Below are 22,343 nucleotides of genomic sequence, written 5' to 3' on the forward strand. Positions count from 1 at the left end.
CCATTAGCAATTATCAATTACAATTAGCAATTACCAATTACCTAAATGTTTAACAAAGTTCTAATTGCAAATCGCGGTGAAATTGCCTGCCGAATTATCCGCACGCTCGATCGCCTCGGAATTGCTTCGGTAGCAGTATATTCTGAAGCCGACGCCCGCGCCAAGCACGTTTTCGCCGCCAGCGAAGCCGTTTGTATCGGTGCAGCCGCCGCAGCCGAGAGTTATTTGCGGTTCGATCGCATTCTCGAAGTTGCGCGCCAAACAAAAGCTCAAGCTATCCATCCGGGTTACGGCTTTTTGAGCGAAAATGCTGAATTTGCCGAAGCTTGTGCCAGCGAAAATATTGCATTTATCGGCCCGACTCCGAGTCAGTTGCGCTGCTTTGGATTGAAGCACACCGCGCGGGAAATAGCCGCTGCAAATCAAGTGCCGCTAACTCCTGGAAGCGAACTTTTAGCAAGTTTAGAGGATGCGGAAAAAGCGGCTGGGGCGATCGGCTATCCGGTGATGCTCAAAAGTACCGCAGGCGGCGGCGGCATTGGCTTGCAGGCTTGTTTTGGCGATCGAGATTTGGCAGAAGCATTTGAAAAAGTACAGCGTTTGAGTCAAAGCAATTTTAAACAAAGCGGCGTTTTTTTAGAGAAATATATTCAAACAGCCAGACACATTGAAGTCCAAATCTTTGGAGATGGCAAAGGAAATGTCATAGCCTTGGGCGAGCGAGATTGTTCGGTGCAGCGGCGCAATCAAAAAGTAATTGAAGAAACCCCCGCCCCTGCTATTAGCGACGAACAGCGAAATCAGTTGTACGGTGCAGCAGTGCAGTTGGGAAAAGCGGTAAATTACCAGTCAGCGGGTACTGTTGAATTTGTATTTGATGTCGATGCGAAACAGTTTTATTTTTTGGAAGTCAACACGCGCTTGCAAGTCGAACACGGCGTAACTGAAGCTGTAAACAACATCGACCTCGTTGAGTGGATGGTAAAACAGGCTTCGGGAGATTTGTTCCCCCTGCAAGAGTACCGCTATCGGCCCCAGGGACACTCAATTGAGGTGCGAATTTATGCCGAAGATGCCGGCAAGAATTTTCAGCCGAGTTCTGGGTTGCTGAATCAAGTTGCATTTCCCGAAAACGTCCGCTGCGACAGTTGGATAGAAACCGGCACAGAGGTAACTCCTTTTTACGATCCGCTGCTAGCCAAAGTAATCGTTTGCGGGGATAATCGAACCCAGGCGATCGTAAAACTAAAAGCTGCTTTAGATGCCAGTGAAATAGCGGGAATTGAAACTAATTTAGATTACCTCCGCCAGATTTTGGACGATTCCCGATTCAGCCGGGGCGAACTGAGCACGCGCTTTTTAAACTCTTTTGAATACGCACCTTTAACGATCGATGTATTGGATGGGGGAACCTACAGCAGCATTCAAGATTATCCGGGGCGGATTGGCTATTGGGATGTTGGCGTGCCGCCTTCTGGGCCGATGGATCATCTGGCATTTCGATCTGCAAATCGTTTAGTAGGAAATCCCGAATCGACAGCCGGATTGGAATTCACAGCGACAGGCCCAACTCTGCTCTTTAATGCCGATACAGTTATTAGTTTAACCGGTGCAATTATGAAGGGAACGCTAAACGGCGAATCGGTGCCGTTTTGGACGGCAATTCCCGTAAAAGCTGGCAGCATTCTCAAGTTAAAAGCCATTCAAGGCGGCGGCTACCGCACTTATTTAGCAGTCAAACACGGCTTTAATGTCCCCGATTATTTGGGAAGCAAATCAACTTTTGTACTGGGCAAATTTGGCGGACACGCGGGCCGCACGCTGCGTCCGGGAGATGTGTTAAAACTCAACCAAACTGCAACTCTGGAAGCGGAATTATCTTTGCCTCCGGAACTAATTCCCACCTACAGCAATAATTGGGAAATCGGCGTTTTGTACGGGCCTCACGGCGCGCCGGATTTCTTTACTGAGTCAGACATCGAAATGTTTTTCTCCACAGAATGGCAGGTGCATTACAACTCGACGCGGACGGGCATTCGGCTGATCGGCCCGAAGCCCACCTGGGCGCGTCAAGACGGCGGGGAAGCGGGTTTGCACCCGTCTAACATTCACGATAATGCTTACGCGATCGGCACGATCGATTTTACGGGCGATATGCCTGTAATTCTCGGTCTTGACGGCCCGAGTTTGGGAGGTTTTGTGTGTCCTGCTACTATTGTGCAGTCGGAATTGTGGAAAATCGGGCAACTGAAACCGGGGGACAGCATTCGCTTTCACTGTTTGAGTTTTGCTGAAGCTTTGCAGCGGGAAATAGCACAAAATAGGCAACTTACTATTTTTTGTTTGTCTGTTTTTGGGCAAAATGCGGAGGAATTGCCCGCAGTTCCCACCTCTCCAATTTTGCACGAAATTCCCGAATCTCCGGGACAGGTTGCTGTTACTTACCGTCAAGCTGGGGATAAATATATTCTAGTGGAATACGGCCCGTTGGTGCTGGATTTAAATTTGCGTTTTCGGGCGCACGCATTGATGGAACAGTTGAAAGCAAATCCGTTACCGGGTGTTATCGAATTAGTGCCGGGAATGCGATCGCTCCAAATTCACTTTGAGAGCCGCCAGATTTCGCAACAGCAGCTAATGCAGGCGCTGATTGCGGCGGAGGCGGAACTTCCGGCGATCGAGGATTTGGAAGTGCCGGCGCGAATTGTGCACTTGCCTTTATCTTGGGAAGATGAATCGACGCTGTTGGCCATTGAAAAATATATGCAGTCTGTGCGATCGGATGCACCTTGGTGTCCCAGCAATATTGAGTTTATTCGCCGCATAAACGGGCTTGACAGCATCGAACAAGTCAGAGAAATTGTATTTAATGCTAGCTATTTAGTGATGGGTTTGGGAGACGTTTATTTAGGCGCGCCCGTCGCAACTCCCCTCGATCCGCGCCACCGTTTGGTTACTACTAAATACAATCCCGCCCGCACTTGGACTCCTGAAAATGCAGTTGGCATTGGCGGCGCGTATTTGTGCGTTTACGGGATGGAAGGGCCCGGAGGTTATCAATTTGTCGGCCGCACGGTGCAAATGTGGAATCGGTTCAAACAAACGGCGGATTTCCAGTCTGGTAAACCTTGGCTTTTGCGCTTTTTTGACCAAATCCGATTTTATCCGGTTTCTCATGAGGAATTGCACCGCTGTCGGGAAGCATTTATCGAAGGGAAGTTTAAATTAAAGGTTGAGGAAATCACTTTTAATTTGAGAGAATACAATGAGTTTTTGCATTCTATTGCTAACAGTGCGGCTGAATTTAAAGCGCAGCAGCAGGCCGCATTTAATGCAGAGCGCGATCGCTGGGCCGCATCCGGGGAATTTGAAGCTGAATCTGCAGCAGAAGCCTCGGCGGATGTGGCTTCTGAAACAGCGGCGGAGGTTACTTTGCCGATCGGTTGTGAGGCAGTTGTCGCTCACGTTTCGGCCAATGTTTGGCAGGTGCTGGTTAATGTTGGAGATGCGGTTGCTGAGGGCGATCGCCTGTTAATTTTGGAAGCGATGAAAATGGAAATTGCTATTACTGCTGATGTTGCCGGCACTGTGGCCGAGTTGTTTTGTCAAAAGGGGCAAACGGTGACAGCCGGACAAATTCTCGTGGCGGTTCAACCCCATTAAAGATACTTCATATCAATTCCGGTTGCACCGTCCGTGATTGTTGACTGTTGACTGTTGACTGTTGACTGTAGAAGGAGGGGTGGAAAAACTCAATGGTTGACTGTTAACTGTTGACTCGATTTTATTATTGTGATGCAACCGGAAACGATATTAAATCCCCGCCGTAAAATTATTTTTTCCCAAACAAAAAGCGCCCCTATTTCTAGGAGCGCTTTTCGTTTATCTAGGACTAAAACTTAGCCGTTGATAGAAGGAGCAACCATTGCTACGGGAGTTGTCTCACCAGCAGCCAAGTCGAGCGGGAAGTTGTGAGCGTTGCGCTCGTGCATGACTTCCATACCCAAGTTAGCGCGGTTGATCACATCAGCCCAAGTATTGATGACACGACCTTGCGAGTCGATAATCGATTGGTTGAAGTTGAAACCGTTCAAGTTGAACGCCATCGTGGAGATACCCAAAGCGGTAAACCAGATGCCGACTACTGGCCATGCACCTAACAAGAAGTGCAAGGAACGGCTGTTGTTGAAGGAAGCGTATTGGAAAATCAAACGACCGAAGTAGCCGTGGGCTGCGACGATGTTGTAGGTTTCTTCTTCTTGACCGAATTTGTAACCGTAGTTCAAGGATTCGGTTTCGGTTGTTTCCCGAACCAAGGAAGATGTTACCAAGGAACCGTGCATGGCGGAGAACAAGCTACCACCGAAGACACCGGCTACTCCCAACATGTGGAAGGGGTGCATCAGGATGTTGTGCTCGGCTTGGAACACGATCATGAAGTTGAATGTGCCGGAGATACCCAAGGGCATACCGTCAGAGAAGGAGCCTTGTCCGATGGGGTAGATCAAGAATACTGCGGTGGCTGCTGCAACTGGTGCAGAGTAAGCTACGCAGATCCAAGGACGCATACCTAAGCGGTAAGACAGTTCCCATTCACGACCCATGTAGCAGAAAATGCCGATCAGGAAGTGAAATACTACCAATTGGTAGGGGCCGCCGTTGTACAACCACTCATCGAGGGAAGCTGCTTCCCAGATTGGGTAGAAGTGCAAGCCGATGGCGTTGGATGAAGGAACAACTGCACCTGTGATGATGTTGTTGCCGTACATCAAGGAACCTGCTACTGGTTCGCGGATGCCGTCGATGTCCACTGGAGGGGCAGCGATGAAGGCGATGATGTAGCAAATGGTGGCGCTGAGCAAGGTGGGAATCATCAAGACGCCGAACCAACCTACATAAATGCGGTTTTCGGTGCTGGTGACCCAGTTGCAAAACTGGTCCCACAGGTTGGCGCTTTCGCGCTGCTGTAAGGTTGTTGTCATTTGTTTATGATTGCTGTATTTGGTTGTCAATGTTCGGATGATGTTTATATTATTAACGGTATCGTTAAGGTTTGTAAAGGGGTTGAGCGACAGTTTAACTGATGACTGCGATTAGGAAAGCTGATGAAAACAGAGACAGGGGCGAAAAAAGGCGATCGTTGCTAGGTCGATCGAGATGACAACTTAAATTATGTCGGCACCAACTCCAAGCGATATCGGTACAAAGCCACAGGATGCCCGCCCGCAGCAAAATAATCCGGGTCTTGCGGCGACAAATAAATCGCTGTCACCTGATCGGCTTCAATTCTTTTACTCGCAGAATCGCCATTTTCTCCGCCTCCAACAACTCGATAAGCCGTTGTTGTCTCCACCTCATTCAAATAAATATCAGACTCTCCCCGAAACACCTGCTGAGAAATTTCTGTAGACACAAACTCGCGAGGATTCGGCGTCTCAGTCCCCCGACTGGTAACAATTGAAATTAATTGGCGTTCCCCTTTCAAAACAGTAATTTGGCGGTTGGGATTGGTCGGATCGACTTTCACCGAAAGTACGCCACCATCGCCTAAATAAGCCTTGGCAATATTCAAACCGTTAAAAGTGCGATCGGCTACAATCTTTTTAGCCTTTTTAGATGTATAATTATAACCAAAAACAATATTTTTTTCAGGTTTAAATCGCACTTTAAATAATACTGGCTGCTGCAAATACTGGCGGTTGCTTTCAAACCCAGGCGTCACAATATTTGGGGCTAAAGGAGCGGCTAAATCCACCAAAGTGCTCGCAACATTCCAATTGCCGCCCATCCAGTCGGGATATACCAAATCTCCCTTAGCGACAGCGATAGGAGGCTTGCTTTCCCAATTGGGAAAACTGGATAGGCGATCGCCCAAAACCCCCGCCCTCGCACCGCCACCCCACAGCAACACCAGCAAAACCAAACAAAAACTCCAAATTACCTTCATACCCAATTACATTCAAACAACTAACCTTCTGTCTCTCTTTCTCTTCTTTATCTCTTCTCTGCGTTCTCTGCGCCCTCTGCGGTTCATTAATTCAGAAATTAGACAACAAATGAGTTAAACATCATATTTTATACCCTTCTCAAAAACAGGCATCCTGCCTGTTACACAAAAATAAATTTTATTTTTGTGGGGAGTAGGGGTTGGGCAGGGTATCCCGCCCCCTATATGCAATTTAAAAGTGAAAAAACCTATGTTTTAAAGCGCCTCAACAGGTGCGGGTTCCCAAAAATCTCCGTATTTCTCCTTCAATTGGTTCCAGTTTTCCACCTGTCCCGGTTCGTATTCTCCCGGCTTTCCCCACTGCAAAAACGCGCTCAAAGCAGCCTCATTTTGTTCGTCCAGAAAACGGATTGCATAAGTAGTAAAATTGCCTCTTTTCGCCTCGCCTGTTTCAAACTTCACCTGTTTGATTTTGTCCATATTCAAGTGAAACTCAAATATATCGGCGTGCATATTGGCATATTTACCCTTCGGCAACTCCGCATAAAACAGCTTGTGAATTGAACCGCGAACTTCCAGCACAGCCGCGCTGCTAGTCACGATTAAACGCAGCGTTCCCAATTGTTCGCAAGCTTCCAAGAATTCTTTCAGAGTCGCAGTCATATCAATTTTGGATTGTGGATTGTGGATTTTGGATTAAATCGATAATAAGAAAATGGGAGTTGGGAATTAGGAAAAGGAATTATAGAAAAAAGGATAATTCTTCCTTCTTCCTTCTCTCCTAGATAACTAAAGCCTCTCCTAGACAACTAAAGCCTTCTTCCTTCTTTTGACCCCCTCGCGAAGTCGAAGGGTTCTTCCTTCATGTTTCGTGCAGTTCGTAAGCAGCGACAATCCGCTGCACTAGCGGGTGTCGCACCACATCCGCCTGAGAAAATTCGCAAAAAGCAATGCCCTCAACGTTACGCAGAATGTTTTGGGCAACTGACAATCCCGACTGTTGGTTTGGTGGCAAATCTGTTTGAGTGATATCGCCCGTCACTACCATTCTCGATCGAAAGCCCAGACGAGTCAACACCATTTTCATTTGAGCCGGGGTCGTATTTTGAGCTTCGTCCAAAATTACGAAAGCATTGCTGAGAGTGCGGCCCCGCATATAAGCTAAAGGAGCTACTTCGATCAAGCCTCTTTCCATTAAATCGGCCATTTTTTCAGGGTCGATCATTTCTTGCAGGGCGTCGTAAAGGGGGCGCAAATAGGGATCGACTTTTTGCTGCAAATCTCCCGGCAAAAACCCTAATTTTTCGCCTGCTTCTACAGCCGGCCTGGTTAAGATTAGCCGTTCGTACTGTTTGCTTAACAAAGCTTGGATGGCGAAAATAGCTGCTAAAAATGTCTTGCCAGTACCGGCGGGGCCGATGCAAAATGTCAGGTCATGGGTGCGTACTGCTTGGACGTACTGCCGCTGCTTGAAGGTTTTGGCTCTAATTTCTTCGCCTCGGCGTGTTTTGGCAAGAACGTCTCGCTGCAAGTCTTGCAAATCGCCTTGGCGGTTGGTATCCAAAGCTTGGCGCGCCGTCTGGATTTCAACTCCGGTAATATTTTTGCCTGATTTCCAATAGTCGGAGAGCGATCGCACTAATTTATGACACAATTCTACTTGACTTTTCGTGCCGGAAATCAGCAGTTCTTGCCCTCGCATCACCAGGTTAGCGCCGGTTTGCTTAGAGATAATTTTTAGGTTTTCTTCTTGATGGCCCGAGAGCGACATCGCGCTTTGAGTGCTCGGCAACTCTATGGTTAATTTTTCAATCATGCCAACATAAGCTCCCTCCAAATAAGCAATTAAAACTTCACAACTAACAGTTAAATCAGTCCCTTTTTGCAAACAAAAAAACGCCCATTACTAGGTAAAACCTAGTATCTAAGGCGTCTTTTAGATTTAGCTGCCAAATGAGTTTGGTGCTTGAGATACAAATCAAATCTCCTTTCAATCAAGTCAGGCAACTTTAGATTTTAGATTTTAGATTTTAGATTTTAGATGTACCTCATCCCGCTGACATTTGAGATTTAAAATTTTACATTTGTGTCCGATCGCAAAATCGGCAATCTCAAATCAAGCGGGGCTTGTAATACAAAGTTTACAACAGGCAATCTAAAATCTAAAATTGTTTTTTGGTTCTGCAGTTAATAACCGGGAGTATTTCTGCTCGTTCTAAACGTAGGTGTGTTAGTACGGCGAGGTTGTTCTCTCGGAGTTCTGCTAGCTAAGGGACTCGGCGACGGAGGCGGCGTCCGGGGTCGGAAGTCGCCTCGCGGCTCGCGCGAGCCGCGATCCGGACGGTCGCGATCCGGGCGATCGCGATCGCCCCTGGGCGGCGAGGAGCCACGATCGCCGGCTTCGCCATCGTATATATCTAAGTAGAGCGACTGACCCGCCGTCTGCGCCACCGCTTCGAGCGTAGTTCTAATTGCCTGAATATTGCGTCCGCCCCTACCGTAAACCCGGCCTTTGTCGGGATCTTCAAAAGCGAGCCTAACCCAGACCCGCGATTGGCGCGGGTGCAGTTCGCAATCAACCCGCAAAGAGCCTGGGGTCTCTAAAAAAGGCCCAATTAAAAACTTAACCAGTCCAGCGTAGTTGGGACTAGCTGACTGCTGTTGTGCTGGATTCAACGTTGGCTCCGGCTCCGACTTGTTCAAATACATGGGCTTTTCTCAGGATGTCACGCACGGTGTCAGTTGGCTGAGCGCCTTCTTGCAGGCGCTTGACAATCGCTGGAACATCCAGCCTGGTTTCGTTATTTCTGGGGTTGTAATAGCCGAGCTCTTCTAGGGGACGGCCGTCGCGGCGGGTAGAACTGTTCATCGCTACAATCCGGTAGCTTGTCTCGCGTTTTTTCCCGTATCTCTTCAATCGCAGTTTGATCATCTTCTTGCAGAATAGTCTTGTTTCAATTCTAAGCTATTATGCCTGTCGTCTTTCTGCGAACCCCAACTCAACCCCTATTTCTTAACCTCCCAGCAAAATATCGCTGCGATTTGCTGCCCCCAAGGCAGGTCTGCCGCCGTCAATGTGCGGTGTAATTGCTAGTGGCAAAGTCAATGCAGTTCCCCACTGCTGCACCAATTTTTGCAAAAATATATCTTGCTGTTCTCTCAAAGAGTCCCAATCAGTGCCGCGATTAATAATTGCAAACCACACTAAACCCCGATCGCGCGTGGGTATGGCTCCAGCCAAAGCAATCACGGTGTCCAAACTACCTGTTTTCACCACAGCAGATCGCGGAATGTGCCGGTGTTCTACAGTGCCTTTATCGCGCCCGGACACCGGAAACAAGTCAGCAATCGTCAGCCCAGTAGTCTGAAGGTTGCGGGCGATCGCCTGCATCATCCCACAAGCCGCCCTCGGAGACATCTGATTTTCCACTCCCAATCCCGAACCGTTAACCAATTGAAGTTCCTCCTCCGGCACCCCCGCCGCCCAAGTCGCTTGCTGCTGCACTATCTTTGCCCCGCCCAAATCGTCGGCCAGCATCTGAGCCATTTCATTATCGCTGTGGACGTTCATCTGCTTGAGAATTTCGGCTAAAGGGAGCGATCGGCGCTTCAGGAGCAAATGACCAGAAGTCACAAATTTCTCAGCAATGACGCTGCCGGCCACCGTTACTTGCGGCTTTCTAGTTCCCGGAGCCATCTTAGAATACATTGCCACCACGTCCTGAGGCCAACTGCGACCGTCGAGGGCCTGTCGAAGTATCTCCCCCGCAGCCAAAGGATCGGACTGGTAGTTCATGCGAAAATTGCCTGTCACCACCAAATTGCCCGCCACGCGATCGATACCCATTTGATTGAGAGCATTGCCCACGGCGATCGCCTCCTCCCACACAAACAGCGGATCGCCCCCGCCGCTGACCACCAAATCTCCCTCCAATACACCATTGCTAATCGGCCCGGTTGCTCGGAACCGCGTTTCAAACTGATAATCCGCGCCCCAAGTCTCCAGCGACGCCAGAGAAGTCGCAATCTTAGTCAGCGAAGCCCCAGGCATCAGCACTGTCCCCTGCTGACTTACCAGCGGCACCATTCCCGCTTGCACCCAAATTCCCTGATTCCCATCAATCAGGTTCTTGTCTTTTAAGTCTTTTAAATATTCCCGCACCGTCGCTTCTGCGGGCAAGTCTGGATTTGCCGCACTTATTCCCCCAAAAGCCAAATCTTCGGCCACCACTAACCCGGGTATTCCTCCCCGCCAAGCCAGCACTGACGCAGCATTAGGCGCGGCAGTGCCTACCCCAGCCATGTCCAGCCACAGAGACATCATCCCTGAGCTAAATAAATCCAGCATTTTTTACTCCTAAAGTCAATCGATTTTAGATTTTAGATTTTAGATTTCAGATTGAAGAAAGCGCTCCCACTGATAAATCCGGGGGCAAGTGATGAGGATGGGGAGCTTTTTTCTCGCTCCACGGATGAATCCGGGGTTCCCGGACTAAAGTGCTTGCGGTCATGTAAACTATTTCATTGATTTTTTCAATTTGCAGGCAAAAATAGTAAAGTAGTGACAAAACAAGCTCTATCAGAGTAGTCGGAAATGAGAATTGTCCGATCGGGCGCGAGCGGATTTTAGTTCTTTATTCAGACTTCTGGATTCACGCTCCTGACTTCCTGGTAGAATTTTTAGTGTTTCTCAAACATTGGTCAATGGGATCGACACGCGCAAGAATTGCAATAGACGCTATGGGTGGGGATCATGCCCCCGCCGAAGTTGTAGCTGGAGCGCTTAAGGCACAAGAAGAATTAGGCGTAGAGATTTTGCTCGTGGGCGACCCGCAGCAAATAGAAGACTCGCTCCGGCAACAAGACGCGATCGGCCGCGTCTCTACAGGTCAGCTAGAAATCGTTCCTTCTGAAGGAGCGGTGGAAATGCACGAAGAACCTTTGAGTGCCCTCAAACGCAAGCCCAACGCTTCGATTAACGTAGCGATGAACTTGGTAAAGCAGCAGCAAGCTGATGCTGTGGTGTCCGCCGGTCACTCCGGCGCGGCAATGGCTGCTGCCCTGCTCAGGTTGGGCCGGCTCCCCGGCATCGATCGCCCTGCGATCGGTGCGGTTTTGCCGACAATGGTACCGGGCAGCTCTGTACTCATTCTCGATGTCGGCGCTAATGTGGACTGCCGCCCCAAATTTTTGGAGCAGTTCGCTCTTATGGGAACTATTTACAGCCAGTGCGTGCTGGGCGTCGCCGAACCTAAAATCGGCCTGCTCAACATTGGCGAAGAACCTTCTAAAGGCAACGACGCAGCCGTGCGAACCCACCAGTTATTGGTGGACAACCCTAACATTCCTTTTGTGGGCAATGCCGAAGGCCGCGACGTGCTGTCGGGGAACTTCGACGTAATTGTCTGCGACGGGTTTGTCGGCAACGTGTTGTTGAAGTTTGCCGAAGCGGTGGGCGAAGTCGTGGTGCAAGTGCTTAAGGAAGAATTGGCGGCCGGACTCAAAAATCAAATTAGCGCTCCCCTCCTGCAAGAAAGCCTCAAGGGCTTTAAGCAGCGGGTAGACCACGTTGAACACGGCGGCGGTTTGCTGTTGGGCGTTGCTGGAGTTTGCATTATCAGCCACGGTTCGTCTCAAGCAGCCTCGATTTTTAATGCCATTCGTTTGGCGAAGGAGGCTATTGACAACCAAGTGCTGGAGCGAATTCGATCGTCCAATCAGCAAAGCGCTCTGGAACAAGAAGCTGTGAATTAGAGGCAGTAAGTAGGAATTAAAAATTAAAAATGTAAAATTAAAAATGTCAGCTTAAACCAACTGTTTTGCTTAAAAAAAAGTAATTTCAGCAGTTTAAAAAATAATTTTAATTGGTAGTTTTTAATTTTTAATTTCTCGATCGATCGCTCATAAATGGAGAGGAATGTTGCAGCAATCAGGGTTCGGCATTGCCGTCACGGGTAGCGGTTCTTGTACACCGCAGGTTTCGCTGGATAATAACGGTTTGAGTCAGATAGTAGAAACTTCTGACGAGTGGATTGGCGCGCGGACGGGAATTCGCTCCCGCAGGCTGGCGGACGATCGCACTTCTTTGTGCGATTTAGCGTCCGAGGCATCGCTTCAGGCGATCGCAATGGCAGAAATTTCGCCGACAGATATCGATTTAATTATTTTGGCGACTTCCAGTCCTGACGATTTGTTTGGCACCGCCAGTAAAATTCAATATCAATTGGGCGCGACAAAAGCTGTGGCTTTTGATTTGACAGCAGCTTGTTCGGGCTTTGTTTTTGGTTTAGTTACAGCCTCGCAGTTCATTAGGACAGGGGTTTATCAAAATGTTTTGCTGATCGGAGCAGATATTTTATCTCGCTGGGTGAATTGGTCGGATCGGGGTACTTGCATTCTATTTGGAGACGGTGCAGGTGCGGTGGTATTGCAAGCTTCAGAAATCGATTCCTTTTTGGGATTTGAAATTCGCAGCGACGGCACACAAAATTCGTCTCTCAATTTGCCTTACAAAGCCGAGTCAAAAGAATTAATTGAGGGCGTCAGCGTCGGAATTGGCGGATTTGAACCCATCACAATGAACGGTCAAGAAATCTATCGCTTTGCCGTGAGAAAAGTGCCGGAAGTCATAGAAAAAGCTATGTTTCGGGCAAATATTAGCGCTGCAGAAATTGACTGGCTGTTGTTGCACCAAGCCAATCAGCGGATTCTCGATGCAGTTGCCCAAAGGCTAAAGATTCCCCCCGAAAAAGTAATCAGCAATTTGGCGAATTACGGCAATACCTCAGCCGCTTCAATTCCCCTTGCCTTAGACGAAGCCGTGCGTCTGGGTAAAGTTAAAGCGGGCGATACTATTGCTGCTGCTGGTTTCGGTGCAGGTTTGACTTGGGGGGCGGCGATTTTTAAATGGGGAAGGTAATATTTGGCGGCAGGCTGTAAACTTGCTCCGGTTATTGTCGGGAGTTCGACCCTTGCAAAATACAAATCCTTGAACACGCCATACATAGGGCAAGGTGCGCAGCCGTACACTCTCGGGGCAGGAGTTCTTGACAAGCGCGCCCTGAGATTGAAAATCCTCTATTCTTCGATCGACTTCCCCTGGCTTGAAGGTGCAAAATTTTCTTACGGCTATTAATCTGATTCAAGTAGCAAAAAAAATATAAAACTCGTAAAAAGCGCAACTATTATGTTATAATTGTGAGTCGCGAGTAGAGAGTTCGTTAACCGAAAGATAGCGGATACCAGCAAGCGAACTTAGAAGCGGGAAACAAAGAATTTTTGCAATCACCAATTAGCAACCACCAATTAGCAGATTACCGGAAAAATGACTAAAACAGCATGGGTATTTCCCGGACAAGGTTCCCAGGCGATCGGGATGGGTGCAGACTTATTAAACTTGCCAACAGCCAAAGCCAAATTTGAGCTCGCTAAAGAAATTTTAGGCTGGTCTGTCCCGGAAGTTTGCCAAAAAGAAGAAGCAAAACTATCTCGGACTCTCTACACTCAGCCTTGTTTGTTCGTAGTAGAAAGTATTTTGACCGACTTAATGCGAGAAAAAAGCGATCGACCAGCGGTCGTTGCCGGTCACAGTTTAGGAGAATACGTTGCCCTCTACGCAGCAGGCGTTTTTGACTTTGAAACAGGATTGCGCTTAGTCAAACGCCGCGCCGAACTCATGGACACTGCCTCCGGCGGCCAGATGGTGGCTTTGATCGGGTTCGACAGGCAGGAACTAGAACTGCAAATTCAATACAGCCGAGACGTAGTGCTGGCAAACGACAACAGCGAAGCACAAGTCGTGATTTCTGGAACGCCCGCAGCAGTAGAAGATTTGCTTGCCAAAATCAAAGTCAAACGCGCCGTTAAATTGAATGTTTCCGGTGCGTTTCACTCTCCCCTAATGGCATCAGTGGCAGCAGAGTTTCAACTAGCCTTAAAGTCTGCAAGGTTTTCCGATGCTAAAATGCTGGTGCTCTCGAACTCAGAACCATCAGCGACTACCAGCGCAGCCACTTTAAAGCAGCGGTTGACTCAGCAGATGACTAAAGGCGTGCGGTGGCGAGAAATTTCCCTGCAATTGCCGCAACAAGGAATCGATCGCGTAGTGGAAATTGGCCCGGGCAAAGTTCTCACAGGTTTGATCAAACGGACTTGTCCGGATTTAACGCTGGTAAATGTTAGTAGTGTTGCAGATTTGCCCGCTTAATCTATTTTTAGCCTGTTATTAAACGGCAGGGTTATAAAATTTAGAGTTAATTGGCCCGAAGAGTGCCGAAAAATAAATAGCACAACAGACAAATCTGAATATTGCCTGTTGTGCAACTTGGGGATAGACGATCCAGACAGCTAGAAAATCTTTATCAAAAATCGAGAAATCGATCGACCTGACCGAAAGCATCCAGGATACAAGCCCCCGGATTCATCCGTGCAGAAATAAAAAACCTGTATCCGATAAAGGAGCCCCCGAATTTATCCGTGGGGTCAGTCGATTTGAGATTTGAGATTTGAGATTTGAGATTTACGCCACAGATAAATCTGGGAGCTTGAACTCGGGTCTAAAATTTTTATCTTTCCACGACTTAAGTACGTGGCAGCGTATCCGTTTTTGGACCTTGTCAATGCTTCAATTCTTTAATCTAAAATCTCAAATCTCAAATCTAAAATCGATTGACGGGGCGATCGACAAATCCTGATGTAAACTGGGCGTAAAAACCAAGCTTATCTGGTATTTATATGAAAAAAGTCCTTTACTGGTTGATGGGCGACAAGGCAGGCAGAACCATAGTAGGTGCTTGGAACTGGATGTGGGGACTGCCCGTAGAATCTGGCGGCAAGGTGTCGGTGGCGGTAGCCGAAGAGTCGCTGCGATCGATGCAAGAATCAGTTCAAAAGCTAGCAGCAGCAGTCTCTACCCAAGTTGCAGCCTACCAGCGCGCCAAAACAAAATATGAACAAAAAGTTAGGGAAATGCAAACCGTAGAGCGCCAAGCCATCACAGCCAAGCGCCACGGCAACGAAGAAGCAGCCCGCTTGGCAATGGCGAAGGTAATTCAGACAGAACAAATCCTGCCGCAATTAGAATCCCAAGTAAAACAAGCGGAACAGTACGTCAACGCTTCCAAAGACAAGCTAAATCGAGAGCGGATGAAGCTGGAAGCCTACAAAACCGATATGCAAAATATGAAAGATATGGCCGAAATTAACGAAGCCCTCGGAGCCATATCCAAAGTCAACAACGACCTCAGTATCGATTCAGCTCGATCGCAGTTTGAGCAAGCCAAAAACGCCGTCCACGGCCGCAACCTCAAACAACAAGCTTTAGCAGAAATATCTGAGAATCCCCAAGAAAGACTTCAGGCAGAATTAGAAAATATGACCTTAGACGATGAAGTTAATCGCAGGCTACAAATGTTAGACGACTCCAACAACAAAGAACTTCCCAGCTAAGGACAATTTTATGGCTAAGAGCGGGCCTCCCCCCATAGTTTTTATCCTGTTATTTCTCTTGCTAGCCGGTGGTGGCTGGTTCTTTTTTCTCAACAAACCAGCGTCGCAAGATGTTAGTAACCATCCCTCCACTCCCGCACCTGCAGGCGATATTGTCCCACTTCCCGTCGCGCCAGTAGTCGGCGGCGCTTCGCCTGTTGCAGCTAGTTCCTTTGCGCTTCCAGCTTCTGTTCCTGCGGGTACGACTGTCAGGATTCAAGGTTCTACCAGTATGGTGACAATCAACCTCAACCTTAAGAATGGCTTTCAAGCCAAGTTTCCTGGCACTAGAGTGGATTCCAAAGCTAACGGTTCTGCAAAGGGAATTCAAGATTTGGTCGCAGGAACAGCCGATCTTGCTGCGGTATCGCAGCCTTTGACGGCTCAAGAACAAGGTCAGGGTTTGGCAGCGGTGCCTGTTGCCCTAGATACGATCGCCCTCGTAGTCGGGATTAACAACCCGTTTAAAGGAGGTTTAACTTCCGCTCAAGTTCAAGATATCTTTAAGGGAAATACTCAAGACTGGTCGAAAGTCGGCGGCCTGGCGGGCCCGATTAAAGTAATTAACAGACCGGCAGTTAGCGGCACTCACCAAACGTTTAAAGAACAAGTCCTCTCTGGCGCTAATTTTGGCACGGCGCCAAATATTACCACGCTCGATCGAGATGCGACAACTCCCCTGCTGCAAACTTTAGGCAACAACGGTATTGGCTATGCGACTTTCGCTCAAGTAGTCAATCAGAAAACAGTGCGCGTTGTTGCCGTCAACGGTGCGACGCCGGATGCTGGTAACTATCCTTACAAGCGGCAGTTGTACTACGCCTACAAAAATCCTCCTAACCAAGCAGTTAAGGATTTCTTGGGCTACGCGACTTCTTCGGAAGGACAGAAAGCCATGCTGGCCGGAAATTGAGCCTTTGCAAACGTCCGAAATTCAGGAGTTGGCAAGACTTCTGTCGGGCTCTACACAAGTGATGTCCGCGCAGGCGGACTTTCTTATTGGGCTGGATAAGGTGTGCACCCTACAAACCTCAAAATACTATTCCTTTGTCATTGCTGAACTGATAGGCTAATATTCGGTGTAATTTAAAATCTCAGGTTTTCTGTGAGCAAAAGTCGCGAACCAGTCGAAAGTTTACTTCTCTACTATTTATTCAAATGGTCAATTGTCAGCCCGATGCTGCACCTGTACTTTCGGGGCCGTATCTACGGTGCAGAAAATGTTCCGACAGAAGGGCCGCTGGTGGTAGTCAGCAATCACGCCAGCGATTTTGACCCGCCGATTTTGTCTAATTGCATGAGGCGGCCCGTCGCATTTATGGCAAAGGAAGAGTTATTTAAAGTTCCTATTTTGAAGCAGGCAATTACGCTTTACGGTGCTTATCCAGTGAAGCGGGAAAGTGCCGATCGCAGTGCAATTAGATCGGCTATCAACTCTTTGGAAAAGGGATGGGCGACGGGTGTATTTCTGCAGGGAACTCGCACGCCAGACGGCAGAATTACTGAACCGAAATTAGGTGCTGCGCTGATAGCTGCCAAGGCAAAAGCGCCGCTGTTGCCTGTTAGTTTGTGGGGAACTCACGCGATTTCGTCGAAAGGTTCGGGAATGCCGCGTCCGGTGCCGCTGACTGTGCGAATTGGCAAGCTAATTGAAGCGCCCGGTTCGTCGGATCGCGAGGAGTTGGAAGCGCTGACTCAAAGATGTGCGATCGAGATAAATGCGATGCACGATTTGGGCCGCTGATTTTATAACTTTTGTTGCTGTTTTTCAGGTTATATCTACAGATAGATGAATGCTAAAGATAAAAACCGAAAAATATCAATATAAGTGATTGAAAACAAGCGCAATAATTAGGCTTGAATTAGAGTTTAATTAGACAGGAGATAAGAAGAAACATATGGTAACAAGCAATCAAACCCGCGCGTTGGGATTGTTTTCTAACCGCGAAGATGCCGAGCAAGCTCTGACAGAATTGAAATCTTCCGGGTTTCCAATGGATAAAGTTTCGGTTGTTGCCAGGGATGCAGGCGAGTCTGTAGGCGAGACTGAAACGATCGCTCAGGTGGGCGATAAAAATCTAGACACAGGAGCAGGAGTGGTAGGAGACACTCTGACAAATAGTGCTTTAGCCACCTTGCTAGTGGGCCTCGGAAGTTTAGCTATTCCCGGAATCGGGCCGATGATTGCAGCGGGGACTTTCGGCGCCTCACTGGTGGCTACCGTAGCAAGCACTGGCGTTGCGGCTGCGACTTTCGGTGGAGTGGTGAAGGCATTGACTGACTTGGGAATTCCCGAAGAAACAGCTAGAATTTACACAGATCGCCTGCGCGCCGGCGATTATTTGGTGGTAGTAGATGGCGCTGAGGATGATATTAGTCGTGCTCAAGGGATTTTCAGCAGTCGGGGCATTCAAAATTGGGGCGTTTTTTAAACAAGAATTGTGCACCAAGTCTATCCCTAGGGCGATGCACACCTCACCATTGGTGATAACAATTAGCTCAAATTTAGTTCCCGAATTTTGTGTGAAAATTAGCGCATCGATCCCCCCTAACTAAAAAAGGGGGGATCGGAAACGGTATTTGTTCTACCGGGAAGGGGATTGAGATTCGGCTAAAACCCCATCTAGACGTAGTTTTAGTCTTAAGTTGACATTCATTCATTGCCCATCCGCTCCCTACAAGTAAATTATTGATTTTTATGGCTGATCTTTTGATGCTGAGGCGGTGACATAAGCGACAGCTAAAGGCGAAATTTTTTCTGTAACTGCTGCGATAACTTGGCCTTCAAAGTCAGTCCAAACTCTGGGGCGATCGAACATACAAGGCTGCAAAACCCCCCACAATAAGCCGTCAGAACAAAGGTGAGCGTGAATCAAAGCTCGATGTCCGAAATTTTTTGCCTCAAAATCTTTGTTGACAACTTCAGGATTCGCTGTTTCAACATCCTCAACAAAAATCGAAGGTTCAGTTCGCAAAGCTGCTGCAAACAAAGGGTCTTCTTCCCCTAAAGATTCCGGTTCTTTTTTCCATTCTGCGTCCCAAACCTCTGGAATGTTCGAGTTGCGACGCCAGCAGTAAGGTACTCGGCCAGTTTGGGTTTCAGGATTGCGGAGGTAGAGAAAGACCCGATCGCAATTTAACACCTCGCCTAAAGCCGGCACCAAAGCCGAAAAAACAGCATCCGCACTTTTGCTGTCACTCAAAATTTGCTCCAGAACTTGCGGCAGAATTTGGTCGGTCATTAACTTTAGCTATTGAAGTTCATCTACTGATTTTAAACTACTGGTTCTATTCTCTTCTGTTAGCCATTGGTCATCAGCGTCTTCCCGGTGCCTTAAATCGCTATAGAAGACAAGTTTTAAAACCAGAGGGAATGGGAAAAAATTTAAAACTTGCTCAATGCTTTCCTTTGTTTATTCAATTCTGGCTTGGCTGAAGTTAGCACCCGTATAACCGGTTGTCAGCCAAAGAATAGCTCTAGCGCCGTCGCGAACAGCTTTTTCCACCGGTTCGGGGGTTCGCCCAGACGGAACTGCCACAGGCTTAAAGCTAATGCCTCGACTGCCGAGCACGATTTCGCCGATAATCTGAGCTCGCCGCATATGATCGTCAGAAGTGATCAGATACACGCTCTCAATCCCTCTAGCTTTCAATTCATCTACCAGGGTGGTAAAATTTGTTACCGTATCCACCGCTCTGTAGTCTAAGTGCAGGCGATCGGACTCAATTCCCGCTTCTGAAAACACCCATTCCGCGAACTCCGGATTGCTCCCAGACGACACCCAAATCGGCAATTCAGGATACTTCTGAGCAAATTTGGCGGCAAACACCTCTCGCTCCGTAGCCCCACCTAGAACTAACAAAGCTTGGGGTCTCTGAAATTCGCTCTTAACCTGCTGATAGCCAAACCAGCACGCGATCAAAAGCCCTACTAGGAACCAAAAACTGCGTGAAGTGTTCAAACGCTTGTAACGCTGCGTGTTTGAATTGATTTTTAACCACATCTAAACCTATAAAAATTTTATGTAACTCACAAAGGAACAATAACAAAAAATACCGCACGTATAGCCCACTAACAGGAATTAAAAATTAAAATTTAAAAAAGGGTCGGGGGATCATAGATTTTAGATTTTAGATTTTAGATTTTAGATTGACTCTACGCTTGTGGTGGGGCTTAAACAGGTGATTTTAGATTTTAGATTTCAGATGGACTCTAGAGAGAGAGGTTCTGCATAAGTCCTCGTCTTCAAGCAAGTATTCGTTCTTGGGCGAATTCATTAGCGGATATGCAAAAAAGAGGGGCAAAACAAAGCTTCCCCCTCCTGCTTTTAATTTTTCTTGATTTTTAACGGGACTGGCCGGGTTCGAACCGGCGGCCTAGCGCTTCAGATTTGTGTGAGTTTCCCCACTCTCTGGACTATACCTTCACCATATGCTTGCAGCTTTTAGGTGGTGACCGTCTAGTCTCTAAACCTTCCTGATTTCAATATAGGCGATTGTTCGATCGCCCTGAAATCAGGCTTGGCTTGGTATTGCCTTAGAGTCATAGGAACCCACGAACTCTTTAGGTTTCACCAAATTTGACCACATTCACTCCTAGAGTTTCCTCGCAGGGTGCCCGATTCTTCAGGAGGCGCTTGCTCTATCCATCTGAGCCACAGCCCCAGTTGCTAAACCGTTTTGATTATAGCAGTTAATGTCGATTTTGAATTTTTTATTTTGGACGATTACCGATCGCCAGTTGCCAGTTTCGCAGCGATGCGGGCAAAGTTTTCTGCTGCGGTGAGTTTACCAGCACCGTAACAGGCGCGCTGCCTCCATGCGGTGACAGGGAGATGTCCGGGGGGAGCATCTTCGTTGAAGGAGAGCTCGCTGTAATATTTCCAATTTTCCTTGACTCGCCAGCCGACTCGATCGCAAAATTCAGTATAATTTGCCTCGGTACTTTCCCAAATCTGCTGCTGCACGCTCAACCCGAACCGCCCGCTGCTGTATTGTTGCCAAAGTTGGTCGATCGTGCGAAGGTCTGTAGGAGGAAAACTGTCAATATCGGCTGCACTCAGCCAGCCTTCGTCTTCCCTGACAGCTATTTGCAGCAAGATTTCCCAAGTATGTTCGTCAGCTTTGCGCCATTTTCCGGTTTCTAATAGCTTTGTCAGTTGTCGGTAGTCCATTCCAACTTCGGAAATTGCCGGAGTTGAGTCAGGTATGGCGCCGATTTTGTCTTCCAGTCGCAGTAGAGTGCTGACAATCAATTCGGGATTTAGTTGTTCGAGGCGGTACAGAACCCATTCTAACTGAGATTGAAGGTACGTGCGGGCGATCGCACCTTGCTGCAATTCCCCCTGCAACTCATCAAATTTAGCTAACCAATTTTGTTGATTGCGGGCCAATTCCCACATTTTTTTTGCCCACTGCAATCTAACTTCTTCTTTTTTTAAATAAGTTTTGGAAGGCTTAGCACGTTGCGGGTAGGGAGTCAAATCCCAGCCGCAAATCGAGCAAAACTCTGGTGTTTCTATGTATTCAGTACCGCACACTGGACAGTTAGACATATTGCCATAAATTCGGTTGCCAAGTAATTATCTGACATCCGGTAAATTAACGATAATTCGAGTATATGCTTAGGTTGCACCCTACAATTTGAGTTAATTATAAGCGGTAATGTGGGCATTTCGCGCCAAGTTAGAGTTACTTATACCGCTCTAACAAGGCAAGCGAATAGTAAACAAACTGCCTTTGCCCAACTCTGATTTTACCTCGATCGTACCGCGGTGAGCTTCGACTATTTGGCGGCAGAGGTGCAGTCCCAAACCTGTACCGGATTTCTTGTGAGTTCCCGGCCCAAACCTTTCAAATAACTTTGCTTTTTCCGTGGGAGAAATGCCTGCGCCGGTGTCTTGGATTTCTATGATCACCCATGCCAGCGGTTGGTTTTTGAAGCTAGTATAAGCAGGTGAATTGGCAGCTTTTAAGCGGACATCTATTGAGCCGCTGTCGGTGAATTTAATCGCATTTCCGATTAAATTTGTTAGCAAGCGGTGCAGCTCCAGACGATCGCCCGGATACTTCGCAATCGGAGCACTTTCTGCACTTTCTGTCAAGTCTAAATTTACGGACAAACCTTTAGCATCCGCTAGGGGAGAGAGTTCTTCAGCTACTTCATTAATGAGCTGGCGCAAGTCCACGGGAGCGAAACTTAGGGATTTGCGGCCTGCTTCGTAGCGGTAGACTTCCAGCAACATATTTACCATCGCGATCAGGTTTTGGTTGCTGCGAACCATCGTCCCGAAAGCGTCGCGCATGGGAAGCGAAATTTCTCCTAAAGCTCCCTGCTGCATCAAACTTAGCATTCGATCGGCTGCTACGAGGGGCGTCCGCAAGTCGTGAGCGAGCCTGGAGACAAAATCTTCGCGCTGGAGGGCGATCGAATTGCGCTCGTCTACGCTGTGTTTTAGCCGCAGGAGCGATCGTACCCTCGCCAGCAGTTCATCCATTTCGACTGGTTTGCGGATGAAATCGTCTGCTCCCATGTCCAATCCCTGGACTACGCTCGCACTGTCGTGAGCCGTGATCAGCAAAATCGGGATAAAGGGCAATTCCTTATTTTGTCTGATTCGCTTGGTGACTTCGTAACCGTCCATCCCCGGCATCATCACGTCTAGCAGTACCAAATCCGGGGCTGACTTGTCAATTTGGCTCAAGGCAGAAAAGCCGTTTTCGGCCGTGCTAATTTCGTAACCTTCTTCTTCCAGGATTGTCTGCACCAACAAAACATTATCTGGTGCGTCATCTACTACCAGAATCCGATCGGCTTTTGTGGCATTTGGAACAGATAAATAAGTCATTTAATTGTTAGCCTGGAAATAAATACTAACTTTAATCGTGCATCGGATTTATGTTTTCACAT

General features: G+C 48.0%; 19 protein-coding genes. 8 read left to right on the plus strand and 11 right to left on the minus strand.

The genetic code is table 11. The features are described from left to right. Positions 1–45 precede the first annotated feature (45 nt). The gene (uca, locus tag E5S67_RS05680; protein WP_172186092.1) at positions 46–3,663 is read left to right on the plus strand and encodes an urea carboxylase; all 3,618 of its coding nucleotides are present in this window, start codon (positions 46–48) and stop codon (positions 3,661–3,663) included. A gap of 236 nt (positions 3,664–3,899) precedes the next feature. On the opposite strand, the gene psbA is transcribed toward uca, so the two are convergent. From psbA to E5S67_RS05715, 7 genes are all read right to left on the minus strand, one after another. Then, a complete protein-coding gene (psbA, locus tag E5S67_RS05685; protein ID WP_172186093.1) occupies positions 3,900–4,982 on the minus strand; it encodes a photosystem II q(b) protein in 1,083 nt (360 codons plus the stop codon). A 188-nt stretch (positions 4,983–5,170) separates the two neighbouring features. Continuing rightward, a complete protein-coding gene (locus tag E5S67_RS05690) occupies positions 5,171–5,947 on the minus strand; it encodes a DUF6816 family protein (protein WP_172186094.1) in 777 nt (258 codons plus the stop codon). A gap of 255 nt (positions 5,948–6,202) precedes the next feature. Continuing rightward, positions 6,203–6,610 carry a ChuX/HutX family heme-like substrate-binding protein gene (locus E5S67_RS05695; protein WP_172186095.1) on the minus strand — a complete coding sequence of 136 codons (408 nt, stop codon included), beginning with the start codon at positions 6,608–6,610 and terminating at the stop codon, positions 6,203–6,205. Between the two features lie 199 nt (positions 6,611–6,809). Next, positions 6,810–7,763 carry a PhoH family protein gene (locus tag E5S67_RS05700; protein ID WP_172186121.1) on the minus strand — a complete coding sequence of 318 codons (954 nt, stop codon included), beginning with the start codon at positions 7,761–7,763 and terminating at the stop codon, positions 6,810–6,812. A gap of 371 nt (positions 7,764–8,134) precedes the next feature. Next, positions 8,135–8,623 carry a KH domain-containing protein gene (locus E5S67_RS05705; protein WP_246276635.1) on the minus strand — a complete coding sequence of 163 codons (489 nt, stop codon included), beginning with the start codon at positions 8,621–8,623 and terminating at the stop codon, positions 8,135–8,137. Continuing rightward, complete coding sequence (gene rpsP, locus E5S67_RS05710) at positions 8,595–8,879, minus strand: 30S ribosomal protein S16 (RefSeq protein WP_172186097.1); 285 nt, start codon at positions 8,877–8,879, stop codon at positions 8,595–8,597. Before rpsP ends, E5S67_RS05705 begins: the two co-directional genes overlap by 29 nt. Before the next feature lie 81 nt (positions 8,880–8,960). Continuing rightward, positions 8,961–10,295 carry a D-alanyl-D-alanine carboxypeptidase gene (locus tag E5S67_RS05715; protein WP_172186098.1) on the minus strand — a complete coding sequence of 445 codons (1,335 nt, stop codon included), beginning with the start codon at positions 10,293–10,295 and terminating at the stop codon, positions 8,961–8,963. Between the two features lie 356 nt (positions 10,296–10,651). Here E5S67_RS05715 and plsX point away from each other — a divergent pair, with 356 nt between their 5' ends. The 7 genes from plsX (at position 10,652) to E5S67_RS05750 (ending at position 17,865) form a co-directional block, all read left to right on the plus strand. Beyond that, positions 10,652–11,701 carry a phosphate acyltransferase PlsX gene (plsX, locus tag E5S67_RS05720; RefSeq protein ID WP_172186099.1) on the plus strand — a complete coding sequence of 350 codons (1,050 nt, stop codon included), beginning with the start codon at positions 10,652–10,654 and terminating at the stop codon, positions 11,699–11,701. A 163-nt stretch (positions 11,702–11,864) separates the two neighbouring features. Further along, entirely contained in the window at positions 11,865–12,866 is a 1,002-nt protein-coding gene (locus tag E5S67_RS05725; protein ID WP_172186100.1) for a beta-ketoacyl-ACP synthase III, read from the plus strand. A gap of 405 nt (positions 12,867–13,271) precedes the next feature. After that, the gene (gene fabD, locus E5S67_RS05730) at positions 13,272–14,153 is read left to right on the plus strand and encodes an ACP S-malonyltransferase (RefSeq protein ID WP_172186101.1); all 882 of its coding nucleotides are present in this window, start codon (positions 13,272–13,274) and stop codon (positions 14,151–14,153) included. Positions 14,154–14,680: 527 nt separating this feature from the next. Next, entirely contained in the window at positions 14,681–15,394 is a 714-nt protein-coding gene (locus tag E5S67_RS05735; RefSeq protein WP_172186102.1) for a PspA/IM30 family protein, read from the plus strand. Positions 15,395–15,404: 10 nt separating this feature from the next. Beyond that, positions 15,405–16,346: a phosphate ABC transporter substrate-binding protein gene (locus E5S67_RS05740; protein WP_172186103.1), complete on the plus strand. Its 942-nt coding sequence runs from the start codon at positions 15,405–15,407 to the stop codon at positions 16,344–16,346. A gap of 192 nt (positions 16,347–16,538) precedes the next feature. Beyond that, the gene (locus E5S67_RS05745; protein WP_172186104.1) at positions 16,539–17,177 is read left to right on the plus strand and encodes a 1-acylglycerol-3-phosphate O-acyltransferase; all 639 of its coding nucleotides are present in this window, start codon (positions 16,539–16,541) and stop codon (positions 17,175–17,177) included. A 154-nt stretch (positions 17,178–17,331) separates the two neighbouring features. Further along, complete coding sequence (locus E5S67_RS05750; protein ID WP_172186105.1) at positions 17,332–17,865, plus strand: hypothetical protein; 534 nt, start codon at positions 17,332–17,334, stop codon at positions 17,863–17,865. 264 nt (positions 17,866–18,129) lie between these two features. Here the strand turns inward: E5S67_RS05750 and E5S67_RS05755 are convergent, their stop codons facing one another. From E5S67_RS05755 to E5S67_RS05770, 4 genes are all read right to left on the minus strand, one after another. Next, complete coding sequence (locus E5S67_RS05755) at positions 18,130–18,675, minus strand: GAF domain-containing protein (RefSeq protein ID WP_172186106.1); 546 nt, start codon at positions 18,673–18,675, stop codon at positions 18,130–18,132. 171 nt (positions 18,676–18,846) lie between these two features. Continuing rightward, positions 18,847–19,437 (minus strand): YdcF family protein, encoded by a 591-nt coding sequence (locus tag E5S67_RS05760; protein WP_172186107.1) that lies wholly within the window; start codon positions 19,435–19,437, stop codon positions 18,847–18,849. A 723-nt stretch (positions 19,438–20,160) separates the two neighbouring features. Next, complete coding sequence (locus E5S67_RS05765) at positions 20,161–20,988, minus strand: GUN4 domain-containing protein (RefSeq protein WP_172186108.1); 828 nt, start codon at positions 20,986–20,988, stop codon at positions 20,161–20,163. Between the two features lie 150 nt (positions 20,989–21,138). After that, on the minus strand, positions 21,139–22,281 hold the full coding sequence (locus tag E5S67_RS05770; protein ID WP_172186109.1) for a sensor histidine kinase: 1,143 nt from the start codon (positions 22,279–22,281) through the stop codon (positions 21,139–21,141). Between the last annotated feature and the right edge of the window lie 62 nt (positions 22,282–22,343).

The organism is Microcoleus asticus IPMA8 (assembly GCF_013179805.1).
Taxonomy (GTDB): Bacteria; Cyanobacteriota; Cyanobacteriia; order Cyanobacteriales; family Microcoleaceae; genus Microcoleus; species Microcoleus asticus.